Annotated in this window: 16 protein-coding genes; 5 read left to right on the plus strand and 11 right to left on the minus strand. The window is 69.2% G+C overall.

The genetic code is table 11. From position 1 onward, the window contains the following. Position 1 precedes the first annotated feature (1 nt). Together cofD and BS329_RS22815 are read right to left on the minus strand one after the other, a co-directional pair. Positions 2–1000: a 2-phospho-L-lactate transferase gene (gene cofD / locus BS329_RS22810; RefSeq protein WP_076163257.1), complete on the minus strand. Its 999-nt coding sequence runs from the start codon at positions 998–1000 to the stop codon at positions 2–4. Further along, a complete protein-coding gene (locus BS329_RS22815) occupies positions 997–1731 on the minus strand; it encodes a GNAT family N-acetyltransferase (RefSeq protein WP_076163258.1) in 735 nt (244 codons plus the stop codon). Before BS329_RS22815 ends, cofD begins: the two co-directional genes overlap by 4 nt. Positions 1732–1784: 53 nt before the next feature. On the opposite strand from BS329_RS22815, the gene BS329_RS22820 reads away from it, so the two are divergent. From BS329_RS22820 to dapC, 3 genes are all read left to right on the plus strand, one after another. Continuing rightward, positions 1785–1979, plus strand: coding sequence for a hypothetical protein (locus tag BS329_RS22820; RefSeq protein ID WP_076163259.1), 195 nt, complete (start codon positions 1785–1787; stop codon positions 1977–1979). 110 nt (positions 1980–2089) lie between these two features. Further along, positions 2090–2410: a ferredoxin gene (fdxA, locus tag BS329_RS22825; RefSeq protein WP_076163260.1), complete on the plus strand. Its 321-nt coding sequence runs from the start codon at positions 2090–2092 to the stop codon at positions 2408–2410. Then, complete coding sequence (gene dapC / locus BS329_RS22830) at positions 2407–3495, plus strand: succinyldiaminopimelate transaminase (RefSeq protein ID WP_076163261.1); 1089 nt, start codon at positions 2407–2409, stop codon at positions 3493–3495. The genes fdxA and dapC overlap by 4 nt, the downstream gene beginning before the upstream one ends. A 26-nt stretch (positions 3496–3521) precedes the next feature. Here the strand turns inward: dapC and BS329_RS22835 are convergent, their stop codons facing one another. Next, positions 3522–4130 (minus strand): TetR/AcrR family transcriptional regulator, encoded by a 609-nt coding sequence (locus BS329_RS22835; protein ID WP_076163262.1) that lies wholly within the window; start codon positions 4128–4130, stop codon positions 3522–3524. A 79-nt stretch (positions 4131–4209) separates the two neighbouring features. Between BS329_RS22835 and BS329_RS22840 the strand changes: the two genes are divergently transcribed. Beyond that, positions 4210–5613 carry an FAD-dependent monooxygenase gene (locus BS329_RS22840; RefSeq protein ID WP_076163263.1) on the plus strand — a complete coding sequence of 468 codons (1404 nt, stop codon included), beginning with the start codon at positions 4210–4212 and terminating at the stop codon, positions 5611–5613. On the opposite strand, the gene BS329_RS22845 is transcribed toward BS329_RS22840, so the two are convergent. The 3 genes from BS329_RS22845 to BS329_RS22855 all read right to left on the minus strand — a co-directional run bounded on the left by BS329_RS22845 (position 5589) and on the right by BS329_RS22855 (position 8479). Further along, positions 5589–6560, minus strand: coding sequence for a CHAD domain-containing protein (locus BS329_RS22845; RefSeq protein WP_076163264.1), 972 nt, complete (start codon positions 6558–6560; stop codon positions 5589–5591). The genes BS329_RS22840 and BS329_RS22845 overlap by 25 nt on opposite strands. Before the next feature lie 514 nt (positions 6561–7074). Then, a complete protein-coding gene (gene dapD, locus BS329_RS22850; RefSeq protein ID WP_076163265.1) occupies positions 7075–8061 on the minus strand; it encodes a 2,3,4,5-tetrahydropyridine-2,6-dicarboxylate N-succinyltransferase in 987 nt (328 codons plus the stop codon). Between the two features lie 28 nt (positions 8062–8089). Beyond that, positions 8090–8479: a hypothetical protein gene (locus BS329_RS22855; RefSeq protein ID WP_244197253.1), complete on the minus strand. Its 390-nt coding sequence runs from the start codon at positions 8477–8479 to the stop codon at positions 8090–8092. A gap of 48 nt (positions 8480–8527) precedes the next feature. On the opposite strand from BS329_RS22855, the gene dapE reads away from it, so the two are divergent. Beyond that, the gene (gene dapE / locus BS329_RS22860) at positions 8528–9601 is read left to right on the plus strand and encodes a succinyl-diaminopimelate desuccinylase (RefSeq protein ID WP_076163267.1); all 1074 of its coding nucleotides are present in this window, start codon (positions 8528–8530) and stop codon (positions 9599–9601) included. Here dapE and BS329_RS22865 read toward each other — a convergent pair. The 5 genes from BS329_RS22865 to BS329_RS22885 form a co-directional block, all read right to left on the minus strand. Then, positions 9594–10484, minus strand: coding sequence for an aminoglycoside phosphotransferase family protein (locus BS329_RS22865; RefSeq protein WP_208619256.1), 891 nt, complete (start codon positions 10482–10484; stop codon positions 9594–9596). The genes dapE and BS329_RS22865 overlap by 8 nt on opposite strands. Further along, positions 10481–11734 carry a helix-turn-helix domain-containing protein gene (locus tag BS329_RS22870; RefSeq protein WP_076163268.1) on the minus strand — a complete coding sequence of 418 codons (1254 nt, stop codon included), beginning with the start codon at positions 11732–11734 and terminating at the stop codon, positions 10481–10483. Before BS329_RS22870 ends, BS329_RS22865 begins: the two co-directional genes overlap by 4 nt. Positions 11735–11893: 159 nt before the next feature. After that, entirely contained in the window at positions 11894–12949 is a 1056-nt protein-coding gene (locus BS329_RS22875; RefSeq protein ID WP_076163269.1) for a chitinase, read from the minus strand. A gap of 206 nt (positions 12950–13155) precedes the next feature. Further along, positions 13156–14754, minus strand: coding sequence for a M20/M25/M40 family metallo-hydrolase (locus BS329_RS22880; RefSeq protein WP_076163270.1), 1599 nt, complete (start codon positions 14752–14754; stop codon positions 13156–13158). A gap of 144 nt (positions 14755–14898) precedes the next feature. Further along, positions 14899–17163 carry a M4 family metallopeptidase gene (locus tag BS329_RS22885; protein ID WP_143253153.1) on the minus strand — a complete coding sequence of 755 codons (2265 nt, stop codon included), beginning with the start codon at positions 17161–17163 and terminating at the stop codon, positions 14899–14901. Between the last annotated feature and the right edge of the window lie 62 nt (positions 17164–17225).

The following is a 17225-nucleotide window of genomic DNA, read 5'->3' on the forward strand; positions in this document are numbered from 1 at the left end:
TTCAGGCACCAGAAACTCCGGCCAGCTCGAAGGCCGCGCGTGCCATCGCCGCGGTCGCGTCCACATCGGACATCAGCAGGGGGACGTCGCGGACGGCGACGCCCGGCACGTCGACGGTTTCGCCCTCGGCGACCAGCCAGCCGTCGAGGACGCCTTCCGAGGAGTCCGCGCGGGAGCCGTAATGCCGTCCGACGGCCTCGGCCGAGGTCTCCACGCCGATCGCGCTCAGGCACGCGTCGGCCATGCCGCGCAACGCCTTCCCGCCGATGATCGGCGAGATCCCGACGACCTTGGCGCGTGTCTTCCGCAGCGCGGCGCGGATCCCCGGGACACCGAGGGTCGTGCCGACCGACACCACCGGGTTGGACGGCGCGAACAGCACGATGTCGGCGGCCGCGATCGCTTCGAGCAGGCCCGGCGCCGGCTTGGCCTCGTCGGCGCCGACGGCGATGATCGAATGCGCCTTCGGCTCGGCGCGGTACCGCACCCACCACTCCTGGAAGTGGATCGCCTTGCGCTGATCGGGATCTTCGGGGTCGTCGATCACGACATGCGTTTCGACCCGGTCGTCCGACATCGGCAGCAGGCGCACGCCAGGTTGCCAGCGGTCGCACAGCGCCTCGGTGACCTGCGAGAGCGGATAGCCCGCGCGCAGCATCCGCGAACGGATCAGATGCGTCGCGATGTCCTTGTCGCCCAGCCCGAACCAGGTCGGCTCGGCGCCGTACTCGGCGAGTTCCTCCTTGACCGTCCAGGTCTCGCCCGAGTGCCCCCAACCGCGTTCTTCGTCGATCCCCCCGCCGAGGGTGTACATGCAGGTGTCCAGGTCCGGGCAGATGCGCAGACCGTGCATCCACACGTCGTCCCCGGTGTTCACCAGCGCGGTCACCTCGTGGGGTGATTCCGGCGCGGAACCGACCGCGGGCAGACCCAGTGCTTGCTTGACCCCCAGCAGGAAGCGGGCCCCGCCCACTCCGCCGACCAAAATGACGACCTTCACGACGGGCGATCCTCGCACGCGCCCGGACCGGGGGCCCAGTAGCGGTACCTGTGGTGCTCCGTACAGCCCAGGTTCTCGTACAGCTTCAGCGCGCCGGAGTTCGCCACCGCGACCTGCAACAGCATGCCCGTGGCGCCCTGAGCAGCGCCCCAGGCGCCCAGCGCGTTCATCAGCCCACGCGCCAGCCCCCGTCGACGGAACTCCGGCCGGGCCGCCAACCGGGCGACGTGCAGCCACTCGCCGACGATCGCGCCGCGCACCGCCCCGGCCGTGACGCCGTCCAGCTCGGCGACCCCGAAACCGACTTTGCCGGTGCCGAGAACGTGCCGCGGCGCCTCCGCGGGCTCCGCACCGCCCGCCGTCATCTCCCACCATCCGGGCGTCGGCTCGTCGAGGATCACCGCTCCCGCCGAGGTCCCGCGCGAGAGCGGCCCGGTCATCACGCGCACCTCGTGCGCGGGACGGTGTTCCACATACTGGACCCAGCCGCAGTCCTCGATGGCTTCCTCGGTGGACGTGTTCTGGATCACCTGAACGACCGGCGGGATGGCATGATCGTGGGCGAAGTCACAGACCTGTTTCAGGGTGTCTGGCAGCGGTTTTCCCGGGTCGCCTATCGCCAGGGCGCTGTTCGCCCTGGCGGTGAACCCGTCCGCCCAGCGCAGCCTCCAGTCCCCGATCCGGCGCTCCAGCAGGGGCGTCCAGGCCTGACTGCAGGTGAGCTCGAGCATTTCCGCACTGTTCACGGTTAGATTGTGCCAAGGAAGGCAGTGGGAGGAACCCGATGAGCATCGCGCGCAAGGACGACCGGCACAACGAAGACCTGGTCCGCGAGATCTCCGACGGCTTCAACCGGGCACTGGGCTCGGAGAAGGCCGTCGAGGAGGCGGACGCCGAAAAGGCGAAACCCGCCGCGCCGAAGTTCGTCATCACTGGGGACAGCAGGGCCACTCCGCCGCCTCGCCGGAAGGACCGCTGAAAGCCCATACCCGGGGTACGGATAAGGGTGGCCTAAGCGGGCCGGTCGCGCCCGTGGGCGCGTAATGTCCGTTGCAGACTGGTGAAGCAGAGACAAAGCAGGAGTGCGCAGTGACCTACGTGATCGCCGAGCCCTGCGTCGACGTGCTCGACAAGGCGTGTATCGACGAGTGCCCCGTGGACTGCATCTACGAGGGTGACCGGATGCTGTATATCCACCCGGACGAATGCGTCGACTGCGGTGCCTGCGAGCCGGTCTGTCCCGTCGAAGCGATCTACTACGAGGACGACGTCCCCGACGAGTGGAACGACTACACCAAGGCCAACGTCGACTTCTTCGACACGCTGGGCTCGCCCGGCGGCGCCTCGAAGGTCGGCAAGACCAGTCACGACCCCGCCTTCATCAAGGCTCTTCCCCCGCAGGGCGAATGAGCCGGATCGCCCTTCCTGATTTTCCCTGGGACTCCCTCGCCGGAGCCAAGGCGAAGGCCCAGGCGCATCCCGGCGGCATCGTCGACCTGTCGATCGGCACGCCGGTGGATCCGGTCCCCGAGAGCATCCGCGCGGCGCTCGCGTCCGTTTCGGAGATCCCGGGGTACCCGACCACGCACGGAACGCCCGAGCTGAGGGCGGCCGCGATCGACGCGCTCGCGCGGCGACACGGTGTCGAAGGCGTCCCCGAAGCCGCCGTCCTGCCGACGATCGGTTCGAAGGAACTGGTCGCCGCGCTGCCGCGTCAGCTGGGCTTCGGCCCTGGTGACCTCGTTGTCATCCCCGAAGTGGCGTACCCGACGTACGAGGTCGGCGTGCTGCTGACGGGTGCTTCGCTGCTACGCGCGGACAGCACGTTCGCGCTCGGTCCGCAGCGGCCGTCGATGCTGTGGCTGAACTCGCCGTCCAATCCGACCGGCCGCGTGTTCGGTGCCGACCACCTGCGCAAGGTCGTCGAATGGGCGCGGGAACGCGACGTCGTCGTGGTCTCCGACGAGTGTTATCTGGCGCTGGGCTGGGAAAGCGAGCCCGTGTCGATCCTGCACCCGTCGGTGCACGGTGGCTCCCTCGACGGTCTGCTGGCCGTCCACTCGCTGTCGAAGTCCGCGAACCTCGCGAGCTACCGCGCCGGGTTCGTCACCGGTGACCCGAAGCTCGTGGCCGGGCTGCTGGAGATCCGCAAGCACTCCGGGCTGATCATGCCGCGGCCGGTGCAGGAGGCCATGGTGGCCGCGCTGAAGGACGACGAAGCGCTTGCCGTGCAACGGGAGCGTTACGCACGTCGTCGTCTGGTCCTGCGGAAGGCGCTGCTGGACAGCGGTTTCGAGATCTCGCACTCCGAGGCGGGGTTGTATCTCTGGTCCACGCGCGGGGAATCCGCGCTCGACACGGTCGACTGGCTGGCCGAGCGAGGCATCCTCGCCGCGCCGGGGACGTTCTACGGGCCGGCGGGTGGCCGGCACGTGCGGATCGCGCTGACGGCCACGGACGAGCGGATCGAGGCGGCCGCGGAGCGGCTCGCTTAGCTTGGTGGAAGCGGTGACAGGGACTTTCAGCCCACGTCGCGGCCCGTGAACCCCCGATAGACGAACCGCGTGAGTGCCTCGACGGCTTCCTCCTCGGAGGCCGATGACGGGTCGAGCAGCCACGTGTGCGCGAAACCGTTGAGGAGTTCGACCATCATCGCGAGCGAAAGCCGGTCCGACGCGGGCAGTTCCATCCCCGCCGCGGTGACGTACCCGAGGTGGTCGAGGATGTCCGCCGCCTGATCGGCGCCGAACCGCGCGAACGTGCGCGCGAAGTCGTCGTTGACCATCGCCGCCTGGCGCAGCGCCAGCATCGTCGCGGCGTTGTCCCGATGGAAGTTCCAGTACTCGCGGACGTGCCAGCGCACCGCGTCCGGGTCGGTGAAGTCGGCTTTGTGTTCCGGCAAGGCCGCGTTGACGTCGCTCATCGCCGCCAAGTCCGCGAGGAGCGCTTCGAGCAGCTCTTCCTTGCTCGCGAAGTGGTTGTAGAACGATCCCGCCGCGCGCCCGGCCTCCGCCGTGATGTCGGTGATCTTGGTGTTTAGGTACCCCTTCACCGCGAAGACGCGCTTCGCCGCGTCCTTGAGCGCGGACTCGGTCTCCGCCGCCTTCTCCTTGCGGCTCGTCGCCGTCATCGGCACCTCCTTGACACGGAAGGCTAGCAACGGTCATGCTGAATCTATATTCACTGAATCCTAATTCACTGGAGGAGAGATGACCGGGGTACTGATCGCGGGAGCCGGGCCGACCGGGCTCACGCTGGCCATCGATCTCGCCCGCCGCGGTGTCGGCGTGCGGATCGTGGAGAAGGCCGAGACGTTTTTCGAGGGCTCGCGCGGCGACGGCATCCAGCCGCGCACGCTGGAGGTCTTCGAAGACCTCGGCGTACTGGACGCGGTGCTGGCGGCGGGTCAGGCGCCGGTGCCCCTGCGGATCCACCTGGGCGGCGAGGTCGTCGGCGAGCGGATGATGGCCGAAGTCGTCGAGCCGACGCCCGCCGTGCCGTATCCGAACGGCTGGTTCCTCGGCCAGTCCCGGACCGAGGGGATCCTGCGCGACCGGCTCGCCGAGTTCGGTGTCCACGTCGAGCTCGGCACCCCGCTGATCGGCTTCGAGCAGGACGCCGACGGGGTGACCGCCGAACTGCCGGGCGAGCGAGTCCGGGTCGACTACCTCGTCGGCGCGGACGGCGGGAAGAGTTTCGTGCGCAAGGCGCTCGGCGTCGCGTTCGAGGGCACCACCGACGAAGCGATCCGCATGTTGCTGGGTGACGTCCAGGCCGAAGGACTCGATCGCGCATGCGGGCACTGGTTCGCGAAGCCCGAGGAGCCGATGTCGGGGATCGTGCTCACGCCGCTGCCAGGGGTCCCGTACTTCCAGTTCGGCGCGCCGCTGGGCGAGGGCGAGGTCGAGGCGTCGCTGGGCACGTTGCAGGCCCGGCTCGACGCGCTGTCCGGCGGCGGCGTCCGGCTGCACGATCTGGCGTGGTCCACGGTGTGGCGGCCGAACATCCGGCTCGCGGAGCGGTTCCGGGACGGCCGCGTGTTCCTCGCCGGCGACGCGGCGCACGTCCATCCCCCCACCGGCGGGCAGGGGCTCAACACCGGCGTGCAGGACGCGTACAACCTGGGCTGGAAGCTCGCCGACGGGTCACGCGAGCTGCTCGACAGCTACGAGCCGGAGCGGCGAGGAGTCGCCGCGCGGGTGCTGAAGATCAGCACCGAGCTGCTCGAGAAGTACACCGAGGGGGCGGACGACGCCTACGAGCGCGGCGAGAACACCCGCCAGCTCGACATCGGTTACCGCGGCGGACCGCTCGCACCCGAGGCGTCCGGCCGGATCCGGCCCGGAGACCGCGCGCCGGACGCGCCGCTGGTGGACGCGAACGGCAAGGCCGTCCGGCTGTTCGAGCTGCTGCGTGGTCCGCAGGCCACGGTGCTGGTGTTCGGCGACGGCCCGGCCCCCGAAGGCGCGCGCCGGATCCTGCCCGCGGGCGGCGCACTGTCCGATGGGGACTTCGAGGACGTCGGCGGGCACGCCTTCGCCGCGTACGACGCCGAGAACGGGCGCCAGGTGTCGATCCGCCCGGACGGCTACATTCGCGGGCTCACCGCCTGAGCGGCCTCGTCGACCTCCGCCCATACGTCGCGCCATACGGCACGGACCCCGGCGCGGCGCAGCAGTTCTTTCTCCGCGACCCGGCCCGCGACGAAGGCGACCTCGGAGTCGACCGAGTTCACCACTTCGCGCATCCGATCGGCGGCGATACAGGCGTCCTGATGGTCCCCGAGAACGGTCTGAAGGTCTTTCGTCGCCTTGATCAGCCGTTGGATCCTCGCCGCCTGCTTCTTCTTCGCAGCGGGCTTGGCCATCTCAGCGGCGTAGCGCAGCTTCTTGCCGTAGATGCGAAGCGCGTGGAGGTCGTCATCCGGAGGATCAGCGGGAAGCGCCTTCACGGCCTTCGCGAGCTTTCGATGCGGCTTCGCGAGCCCGGCGACGAGATCGGCCGAGGTGAGAGGGGCCGCGGAGGTGGGTTCTTCGGCTACGGGCTGCCGGGCAAGACGGCCGATGCCCTGCAACATCGAGGCGTACCGGGGGCTGGCGAGCGCGCGGGTGAGCCGCCGCTTCGCGACACCGCGTTCGGTGACGAACTTCGAGACCAGACGGCGCGCGGCCGGCTGGTCGCGCACCTCGAACTCGGCGACGACCTCGCGGAGATGGCCGATCAGGACGTCGAAGTCGCGGACCTCGCCGAGCGACTGGCCGAGCCAGCCGAGTTCGGCACGCACCGGTTCGGCGTCCGGGCCGACGAGGCGGCCCGACAGTTTGAGGACACTGCGCATCCGGCGCAGCGCGACCCGCATCTGGTGCAGGTCCTCGGGGTCGGCGCCGGATTTGGTGCCCGGTTCGTGCGCGAGGAGTGCGCGGATCTCGACGTCGAGTTTGACCCGGACGTGCGTGGCCGCCGGATCGTCCGGCCCGGCTTTCGCGGGCCGGTCGCCGAGCCCGAGCGCGGCCGGAGTGGTCGAAGGGGCGTTCTTGCGCGGCAGGGTCTCGGCTGTCACAAGATGAATTCTAGGTGAACTGGCAAGGTGGTCCAGGCCGTGAGAGAAGCAAGGGACCTTTGCTGTCACTCTCCCCCGGAAAGCGACAGCAAAGGTCCCTTGCTCTCTTTTCGTGCTGCCGCGGGTGTCGCGAAAGCCACTTTCGGGACATCAGACGTCCCGAAAGTGGCTTTCGCGACACCCGGGAGACCTAGACGGTTGATTCCGTGAAGATCGCGCGAAGTGGAGGGTTTACCGTTCGTCCGCGCGAAGGATCTCCGCTGGGGCGTTGGCCATCAGGGAGCCAACCGCTGTAAACGCCCGCAGCCACTGCACCCAATGCCACATTGGGACCATCAACCCCGCAGCGCGCCCGTCTCGACCGAGCCCCAACCGCCACCACCGTTACCTCACCAGTCACCCACTCACGCCACCTTCACGGAATCAACCGTCTAGGAGACCCAAGCGATAGCAAAGGTCCCTTGCTCCCGCGCGTGAAGTGCCCGGGCCGGGTCTCTTTCCGCACACCCGCAGGTCAGTTGGCGTGCAGGGCCGCGTTCAGCTCGATCCCGACGCCGGTGCGCGCGACGACCTCGACCGCGCCGGTCCCGGAGTTCCGCCGGAACACCGCGCCCGAGATGCCGGACAGCTCCAGCGCCTTCACGACCTTGCCCTCGAAGCTCACCTTCGTGCCCGCGGTGACGTACAGGCCCGCCTCGACGACTGAGTCGTCGCCGAGCGAGATGCCGACGCCGCCGTTCGCGCCGATCAGGCAGCGCTCGCCGATCGAGATGGTCTCCTTGCCACCACCGGACAGCGTGCCCATGATCGACGCGCCGCCGCCGACGTCGGAGCCGTCACCGACGACGACGCCCGCCGAGATCCGGCCTTCGACCATCGAGGCGCCGAGCGTGCCGGCGTTGAAGTTGACGAAGCCCTCGTGCATGACCGTGGTGCCGTTGGCCAGGTGCGCGCCGAGCCGGGCGCGGTCGGCGTCGGCGATGCGGACGCCGGTGGGCACGACGTAGTCGACCATCCGCGGGAACTTGTCCACGCAGTAGACGGTGACGTTGCCGCGTGCCCGCAGCCGCAGCCGGGTCGCTTCGAAGCCCTCGACGGGGCACGGCCCGTGGTTGGTCCACACGACGTTCGCCAGCAGGCCGAAGATGCCGTCCAGGCTCGCGCCGTGTGGCCGGATCATGCGGTGCGACAGCAGGTGAAGGCGCAGGTAGACGTCGTGCGTGTCGCCGGGGGCGTCGGCGAGCCGGGCGATGGTCGTGCGGACCGCGACGACCTCGACACCGCGGTCGGTGTCCGGCCCGAGTTGGGCGGCGGCCGCCTCGCCGAGGGCCTCGGTGGCCTCTTCGGCGGTCAGCCGCACCGTGCCGGGTTTGCCGTCGGCGCTCTCGGTCAGCTTGGGCAGCGGGAACCAGGTGTCCAGCACCGTGCCGTCGGTCGTGACGGTGGCCAGTCCGACGCCGCCGGCGCCGGTCGTTTCGGGATCAGGGGTCTGCTCGCTCACGCCCTGAACGGTAACCCAGTGACCGGGCTCAGCCGCCGACGAGGCTCTTCACCGAGGTCAACGCCGCCGACATGTCGGCCAGCGCCTGTCCGCACGGGCCGCCGGGGGCCGCCTGGTCCTGGCAGTTCGCGGTGCGGAACGCCGAGATCGGGCGGTCGAGGGTGTCGGCGTGCGACGACAGGTCCGGGCGGCGCTTGCGGATGCCGCCCGCCGCGCCGGATAGTTCGGTGACGTACTTCTGGCAGCCCTTGGGCGACTCGGTGCCGGGCGTCAGGTAGCACTGGTCGGTGGTCAGCGCCTTGAGCTTGATCGGCAGCACGTCCGGCCCGGCGCTCTGGGTGGGCTTCACCGTCACCGGGGCCTCACCCGATCCGCAGCCGCTGGTCACCAGGAGAAGGCAGGCCACGATCACTCGCATGCGCACTCCTTCACGGTAGCCCCGCCGCCTCGCCGGTACGGTGCGGGCATGCCTTCGCTCGATCTGCACGCGGACCCCGTCGATCTCACCGCCGCGCTGGTGGACATCTTCAGCGTCTCGGAAGAGGAGAAGGTCATCGCGGACACCGTGCAGGCCGCGCTGGAGACACAGGCGCCGCACCTCGAGGTGATCCGCAACGGCGACGCCGTCCTCGCCCGCACGAACCTCGGCCGCCCTTCGCGGGTGATGCTGGCCGGGCATCTCGACACCGTTCCGGTCAACGAGAACATGCCGGTACGTCGTGAGGGGACCGGTGACGACGAGGTCCTGCACGGCCTGGGCACCGTCGACATGAAGAGTGGCGACGCCGTTTTCCTGCACCTCGCCGCCACCGTGCGCGAGCCGAGGCACGATCTGACCTTTGTCTTCTACGACTGCGAAGAGATCGAAGCGACGAAGAACGGTCTCGGCCGCATCGAGCGCGAGTCGCCCGAGTGGCTGCGGGCAGACCTCGCGATCCTCGGCGAGCCGTCGAACGGCGGTATCGAGGGGGGTTGCCAGGGCACGATGCGGATCGAGATCCGCGTCGAAGGCGTCCGGGCGCACACCGCGCGCGGGTGGATGGGCGTCAACGCGATCCACGGCCTCGCCGAACCGCTGCGCAGGCTGGCCGAGTACACCCCGCGCGTGGTCGACATCGACGGCCTGACCTATCGCGAAGGTTTGCAGGCCACCAAGATCGGCGGCGGTGTCGCGGGCAATGTCGTGCCGGACGAGGCCGTGCTCACGATCAACCACCGGTTCGCACCCGACCGCGGTGCCGAGGAGGCCGAAGCGCACCTTCGCGAGGTCTTCGAGGGCTATGACGTCAAGATTGTCGACTTGTCGCCAGGGGCGCTGCCTGGTCTGAGCGCCCCCGCGGCGGCCGAGCTGGTCGCGGCGGCAGGCGGCAAGGTTGTCGCGAAGCTGGGCTGGACCGACGTCGCGCGCTTCGCGGCTCTCGGGATTCCGGCGGTGAACTTCGGGCCCGGCGACCCGACGCTGGCGCACACGCGGCAGGAGAACGTGCGGGCCGGTGAGATCCGGCAGGTCGCCGCGGTGCTGCGCGAATTCCTCAGCTAGCCAGGGCGAGCAGTTCGTCGATCGCCCGTGCCGGGCCGCCAGAGGTGAGGTACGCGATGGCGAACATGGGCGCGATGACCCGGCTCCAGGCGTACAACCTTCCCCCGTCGAGCCCGCACGCGTTCGCCACCAGGCGGCAGCGGGCCTCGACGCCCTCCTGTCCGGCGCCGGACACCACGTAGTCGACGGCGTCGTAACACGGATCGCCCAGGCACGCCTTCGGATCGATCGCGATCAGGCCGCGTGACGGGCCGCCGTCCAGGACGTTGCCGAGGTGCAGATCGCCGTGGAGCACCACGACCCTGTCCTGCGTGTCCAGCAACTTCTCGCAGCGTTCGATCGCCCGCTGCCAGGTGTCCGGGCCGATCCTGGCGGCGATGGCCGGTTCGGTCAGTTTCCGGCCGATCCGGTCGAAGGCTTCCCCGCATCGGCCGCGCAGGCTCGACGGCCACCGCGCGGGCGTGTCCACGGAGTGCAGCGCGGTGAGCAGTTCTCCCCATCGCCGTGGCAAAGACGACGACGGCAGGTCCCCGGCCTCGGTGCCCGGCAGGATCTCCTCCAGCACCATCGCCCCGGCGGCCGCGTCGGCGGCCAGCACGGCGGGCACGCGGCCCGACGAGGCGAACACCCGCAGCATCTCGACCTGCTCGGCCAGCAGTGTCCCGTCCGGGCTGAGTTTGAGCACCGCCGGGGTCCCGTCGGACCAGCGGCACCGCAGGACGACGGACGATGCGCCGCTGTCGAACAACTCGCCGAGCGCGAAATCCCACCGAGAGGCCAGCCGCGCGGCGAGGGTCGGAACGCCGGCGAGCCATTCTTCGGCGTCAGGACCGAATCGGCCCACCAGCCGGGTGCGGATGTTTGCCAAGTCCACTGCGGTCACGTGGGAATGTCCTCTTCGGCGCCTAATAGGAGTAGTCCGCGCCGCAACAGGTCTGCGGCCTCTTCAGAGCGTCCCTGGTCGCGAAGCAGCTCTCCCGCCTTATCCACCGAAGCAGCCAGGACGCCGCGAGCCTCGCGGAGGGCGGCGACGTCGATGGCGTGCGCGAAGCCTGCTTCAGCTGCTTCAAGGTCTCCGCGAGCCAGAGCGAGTAAGCCTTGCTGGAAGGTGAGGGACGCGGAGTGTGGCGAGTCACCCGGGATGGCTTCGGCCGCTTCGGCGAGCAGTACGGCGGCGTCGTCGATACGGCCGAGTTCGCGGCTGAGATCGGCGAGTTCCAAGGTGACGGCGTGATCGGAGACGGCCGCTCGTGACGCGCGAAGGTCCGCGAGAGCGCCCTCGGGATCGTCGGCTCGCCGGACCAGCGCCCGCGCGAACAGGCACCGGGCCAGCACCGGCCGCAGCGCGCGTTCGTGGAGCAGGTCGTGCAGCGCCGACACGGCCGCGACGGCGTCGGCCACCCGTCCTTCGCCGAGATAGGCCTCGGCCAGCCGCCGCTGGTTCCCGGTGAGCTCGGCCAGGAGCTCCTCGCCGCCGCGGACCAGCCGCAACGCCTTGCCCGCGTGTTGCGCGGCCTGAGTGGTTTCGCCGAGGCGGAGCCGCCCTTCGGCGAGGTACGCGTGCAGCGTCAGCAGGAGCACCGGATGCGGATGACGGTCGAGGCTCGCGTCGAGCGCGGTCCGGAGCAGGTGCATCGCGTGATGCGGCTCGCCGCGGTCGATCAGGACGTTCGCCCGCAGCGCCACGGCCAATTCCCGATACGGCGGGATGTCGCCGCCGAGCGCGGTTTCGGCGGCGACCACCAGCCGCGGCCGAGCTTCGCCTGCGGCGTATCGCGCGAGCCACAGCCAGGCGAGCCCGGCCTGACGGGTCCTGCCGATCCCCTGCGCGCGCCGCGCCAGCCGCCGCATCTTCGGAGCCGACCCGTTCCCCGCGAGGAAGTCCGCCGCGGCCGCCGCGATGTCCAGGTCGAGCCGGACGTCGTCGCGGGGCGAGGTCACGCCGAGCAGTTCGCCGGTGTCCACCCCGAGCCGCGCGGCGAAGTGGCGCAACGCGTCACCGGACGGGGTCCGGGCGCCCGTCTCGACGGACGAAACGTACGCGGCGGTGTAGTGCGGTTCGGCGAGTTCACGCTGGGTGAGGCCGCGTTCGGCGCGTAACCGCCGCAACCGTCCGCCGACCTCCTCGCCCATACCGGGGAACGATACGGCCGAACGCGCCGAAAGGTCGCGCGCGCGACCCACCGGCCGACCGCGAGTAGTCCTCTAGTTGCGGTAGTTGCGTGTGCAAGGACCGCAACTAGAGGACTACTTGCGCCGGGACTACTCGCGCCGGGGTGCCGCACGAGATGCTCAGCGGCCCTGCAACGACCTCACGTTGTTCCCGAAGGTCCAGTTCCGCGAACCGTCCCAGTTGATCGACCACGTCATCAGGCCCTTGAGTGCCGGAATGCTCCGGTACGCCTGGGAAACCAGGCTCGGCGACATGTAGCCGCCACCGGCACCGGCCTGCGCGGGCAGCCCCGGCGCCTGCTTGTCGTAGGGAACCCGGATCGTCTGGCCCTGGATCACCAGGCCCTTGTCGAGGCAGTTGGTTTGCGCGACGAAGCCCTGCACCGTCCCGGCCTGGTACGAATCGCCGGAGCAGCCGTACATGCTTCCGTTGTAGTACTGCATGTTCAGCCACCACAGCTTGCCGTTGTCCGCGTACTTCTTGATGATCGGCAGGTACGCGCCCCAGATCGAGCCGTAGACGACGCTGCCGCCGGTGACGTACGCGGTCTCGGGTGCCATGGTGAGCCCGAAGTTCGGCGGCATCGCGGCGAGTACGCCGTCGATGATGCGGATGAGGTTCTGCTGCGACGCGGAAAGCGTGTTGATGTTCCCGTTGCCGACGAGGCCCGTCTCGATGTCGATGTCGATCCCGTCGAAGTTGTACTTCTTCAGGATCGGCACGATGGTCGCGACGAACTTGTCCGCCACGGTGGCCGAGTTCAGGTCGATGCCCGCGGTGGCACCGCCGATCGACATCAGGATCGTCGCGCCCGCGTCCTTCGCGGCGCACATTTCGGACGGTGTCGCGACCTTCACAGTCGCGTCCATCCCATCCTCCCATTTTGCCGTTCCGTCGGACAGGATGACCGGAAAGGCCGCGTTGATCACGTTGTATCCGTTGGCCTTGATCCGCGCGTCGGTGATCGGGATCCAGCCCATCGGCGGATGGACGCCGTTCGAGGCGCCGTCCCAGTTCTCCCAATAGCCTTGCAGGATCTTGCCGGCGGGTTTCGCTTTGACCGCGCAGACCTCGGCGTCCACCGACGCCTGCGCCGGGGTCAGGACGACCAGTGTGGTGACGGCGAGTACCGCCGCGCCGGTGATTGCGAGCAGCCGTGAGACGCGACCGAACATACCCAGCTCCCATCTCGAAAGCGGTTGTGAACGAACAGGAAGCGGCCGTTCGGCTCAACATAGGTCGCCGTGCACGAGTGGCGCTACCGACGATCGGGTGGTCTAGACCAGATATCGAAAGGTTGTCCGAAATTCTCGCCAGGGAAACACGAAGGCCATCTCACGAGGCCGGGTGTCCTCGTGAGATGGCCCTCTGGCTCAGCTGATCAGACCGTGATGGTCCAGCTGTCGAGCGTGCCGGTGTCCTGGGCGTAGGCGTCGTAGAGCACGAGCGTCCAAGTGCCGGACGCGGCTTCATTGGTCACCGGGACCGAGTAGCTCCGGGTACCGAGGTCGGTACACGGAAGGGAACCGGTGGCCTTGACCGAGTAGGTGCTGCCGTCCGGCGCCTTCAGGCTGATCCGCAGGTCCTCGGAACAGGTGTGCGTTCCGGTGACCGTCACCTTCACCGGCGAGGTCGCCGAACCCGTTGCGCTGGAGGTGATCGGACTGTTCACCGTGGCGTAGTCGGGGAGCGCGAAATCGGTGCCGTTGGTGAACGTGCGCACGCTGACGTCGCCGACGGTGAGCGTGTACTGCGCCGTGCGGTCCACCGCGGTCCCGTCACCGAGCACCGTGATCGTGCTGGTGCCGTTGGGAGTGCTCGCCGACGTCGCGATGGTGAGGGTCGAGGAGGCACCGGACTGGACCGAAGCCGGGTTGAACGTCGCGGTCGCCCCGGCGGGGAGGCCGCTGGCGCTCAGTGAGACCGCTTGTGCCGCACCGGAAGTCGTCGCGGTGGTGACCGTGACGGTGGCCGACTGTCCGGCTTGGACAGTGCCGGAGGAGGGGGAGAGCGCCAGCGAGAAGTCGGGGCCCGTCGACGCGCCGACGGCGAGCTTCCAGACCGCGTAGCCGATCGCGTCGCTGTTCTTCTCCAGCGGGGTGTCCGGGATGTTGGACAGCGTGTCGCAGGCGCGGTGGTAGCAGCTGTCGAACGCCCGCCCGGCGGTGCCGCCCCATTTCTGTTGCTGAGCGGCGCTCTTGGTGTAGCCCGCACCGGTCGCGAGGCCGCCGACCGGGATGCCCGCGCTCTTGAACGAGGCGTGGTCCGAGCGGCCGTCGCCCTCGGTGTCACCTTCGGTCCGGATGCCGATCGAGGTGAAGTACTCGTCGAACACCGCCTTGACCGAAGCGACGTCGTCGTAGACGAAGTAGCCCCAGTTGTCGGAGCCGATCATGTCGAAGTTCAAGTAGGTCTTGATCTTCGTGCGCTCGGCGGCCGGCAGGTTGGCGACGTAGTGCTTGGACCCACGCAGGCCGGACTCCTCGTCGGCCCACCAGCCGAAGCGGACCCGCTTGGCCATCGTCGGGTTCTCGCGGGCCAGGGTCAGCGCGACTTCGAGGATCGACGCCGAGCCAGAGCCGTTGTCGTTGATGCCGGGGCCGGCGGCGACGCTGTCGAGGTGCGCGCCGAGCATGATGACCTGGTTGGCGTCACCCTGCGGCCATTCCGCGATGATGTTCTGGCTCTGGCCCGCGCAACTCGTGCAGGTCTGGAGCGTGACGTTGTAGCCGGCGTCACGCAGCTTCTGCGCCACATAGGACACCGACGCCGGGTAGCCCGGCCGCCCCGAGGCGCGGTTGCCGCCGTTCTGGTTGGCGATCGTTTGCAAAGAACTCAGGTGCGCCTTGATGTTCGCGAGCGAGATGTCCGGCGCGGCGTTGCTGGTCGCGGCCGTGACGGCCTGCGCGGGTGTCACGACGACCCCCAGTACGGCGGCCATGCCGATGACGGCCGCTCCTATTCGCTTTCCCCACTTCATGCCGGGGTTCCCTTCCTGGATCGGGTTCGCGTGAAGGACTCCTTCCCCCGGTTGAATTCCATCCGCGTGCGCAGCACGTCCGGTGAGGGCGGCGGCGGGGGCATGGATGGACGGGAGAAGGAGTCCTTCACGTGCGGGGGAGTGCTAGACGGTGATCGACCAGCTGCTGAGCGTGCCGGTGTCCTGTGCGTAGGCGTCGTAGAGCACGAGGGTCCAAGTGCCCGCCGCGACTTCGTTGGTCACCGGGACCGAGTAGTTCCGGGTGCCCAGATCGGTGCAGGGCAGGGAACCGGTCGCCTTCACCGAGTACGTGCTGCCGTCGGGGGCCTTCAGGCTGATGCGAAGGTCCTCGGAGCAGGTGTGCGTACCGGTGACGGTCACCTTCACCGGCGACACGGCGTTGCCGGTGGCGGTCGAGGTGATCGGGCTGTTCACCGTGGCGTAGTCGTTCAGCGGGAAGTCGGTGTCGTTGCCGAACGTCCGGATGTTGCCGCCGGCGCCGACGGTCAGCGTGTACTGCGCGGTGTGCGCGCCGCTGGCCGCGGTGCCGGTCACCGTGATGGTGCTGGTGCCGTCAGGGGTGCTCGCCGACGTCGCGATGGTGAGCGTCGAGGAGGCACCGGACTGGACCGAGGCCGGGTCGAACGTCGCGGTCGCCCCGGCGGGGAGGCCGGAGGCGGTCAGCGCCACCGACTGGGCCGCACCGTTGACGGTCGCGGTGTTCACCGTGACGGTCGCCGACTCGCCGGGCTTGACGGTGCCCGAAGCCGGGGTGACGCCGACCGAGAAGTCGTTGCCCTGCGGGGTGCACGAGGTCGGTTCACCGGTCGCCGCGGGGACGCTGATGGCCTCCCACGCCGCCTTGGTGGTGTTGAACTCGGTGCAGGAACCCGGGTACAGGGCGAGCGCCGCCTCCAGGGTGGCCTTGCGGGCCGCCCGGTGGTTCCAGCTGGAGGTCTTCTTCAACAGGCCGTTGTAGAAGATCTTCCCGGCCTTCTGGATGCCGATACCGGTGATCGAGGTGTTGTTGCAGGTCGGGCTGGTCGGCTTGCCGACCGGCGCGGTGCCCTCGGCCAGCAGGTAGAACCAGTGGTTCTGCGGGCCGGCGGCGGCGTGCACCTCGGTGTTCGGGATGGACGACGAGTAGCAGTTCGGGTTGCCCGAAATCCGGCTCGGCTGGTTCATGTAGCGGATCGGGCCCTGTCCGACCAGGTTCACGCCCTCGCCGACGTCGTAGTCCGGGCGGTCCTTGGCGTTGTTCGCGTAGTGCTCGGTCATGGCACCGAAGATGTCACCGGTGGACTCGTTGAGGCCGCCGTTCTCGTTGCCGCTGCCCGCGCCACCCGGCGTGGTCTGGAAGATGGCGTGGCCGTACTCGTGCGCGACGACGTCCATCGGGGTGGCCTGGCGCTGGCTGTCCGACGAGCGGCCGTAAGTGGTGGACGAGCCGTTCCAGAAGGCGTTGGCCTGGTTGAGGCCGACGTAGGCGGGGAAGCCGCCGCCATTGCCGTTGATACCGTTGCGGCCGAGCCATTCGCTCAGCATCTTCCACTCGGTCTGGACGCCGAAGAGCGCGTCGACGCAAGCGGTTTCCAGGTCGGTGCCGGTGCCGTTGCCCCAGTTGTCGTCCGGACCGCTGAACGGCGAGCCGTTCTGGCGGGCACAGCTGATGTTGCTGCGCTGCGGGTCGCGCATGGTGTAGGTGCCGCCGGAGTTCGTCGTGTCGATGGTGACGTTGCCGACGTAGTAGCTGTTCCCGGCGCCCAGCACGCTGACGTCGTTCGACGTGGCCTTCGCGGCGGTGGGGAAGTTGGACATCTTGACGTCGTCACGCGTCTGGATGACCGCGCCGGTGGTGCCGTCCACGAAGACGTGCAGGTTGCTCGGCGTCGCCGCCTTGGTACCCGCGACGACGACCTCGTAGGCGAGTTTGGGGGAGTTCCCCGCCAGCACGACGAGGTTCGGCGCGGTGACACTGTCTACTTTGGACAGCTGGCCGCGGGCGACCTCGGCCGCCTTCGCCGCCGTGATCCTGGCCTTGGTGTCGACCGAGATCGCCGCGGTCTCCGCGGCGCTGGTACCGCGGACGCGCCCGGCGCCGTCGGCGACCACCACCGCGTCCCCGCCGACGACCGGCAGGCCACGGTAAGTCCGTTCGTAAGCGGCGTAAAAGAGCCCTCCGCCACCAGGGGTCAGTCCGACGCGGCGGAAGCCTTCGTCGGCACCCTTGCGCAACTGGTCTACACCAGTCGCGGCGGCCCGGTCGGCCGCGCTCGCGGCCACCGAGTCGGGGCTCGCGGGTTGGATGGTCGCGGTGGTCGCGTTCGCCGGGGTCACCGGGAACGTCATGCTCAGGGCAAGGCCGGCGATGGCCGCCAACCCTGTTCTGAGCCCTCGCTGAACGGTCATGGGGAACCTTCCATGGGCAGGACCGTGAACCCGGCGGCCAGCGGCGCGGCGGGGAATGCGAC

This window comes from Amycolatopsis coloradensis, from assembly GCF_001953865.1.
Lineage (GTDB): Bacteria > Actinomycetota > Actinomycetes > Mycobacteriales > Pseudonocardiaceae > Amycolatopsis > Amycolatopsis coloradensis.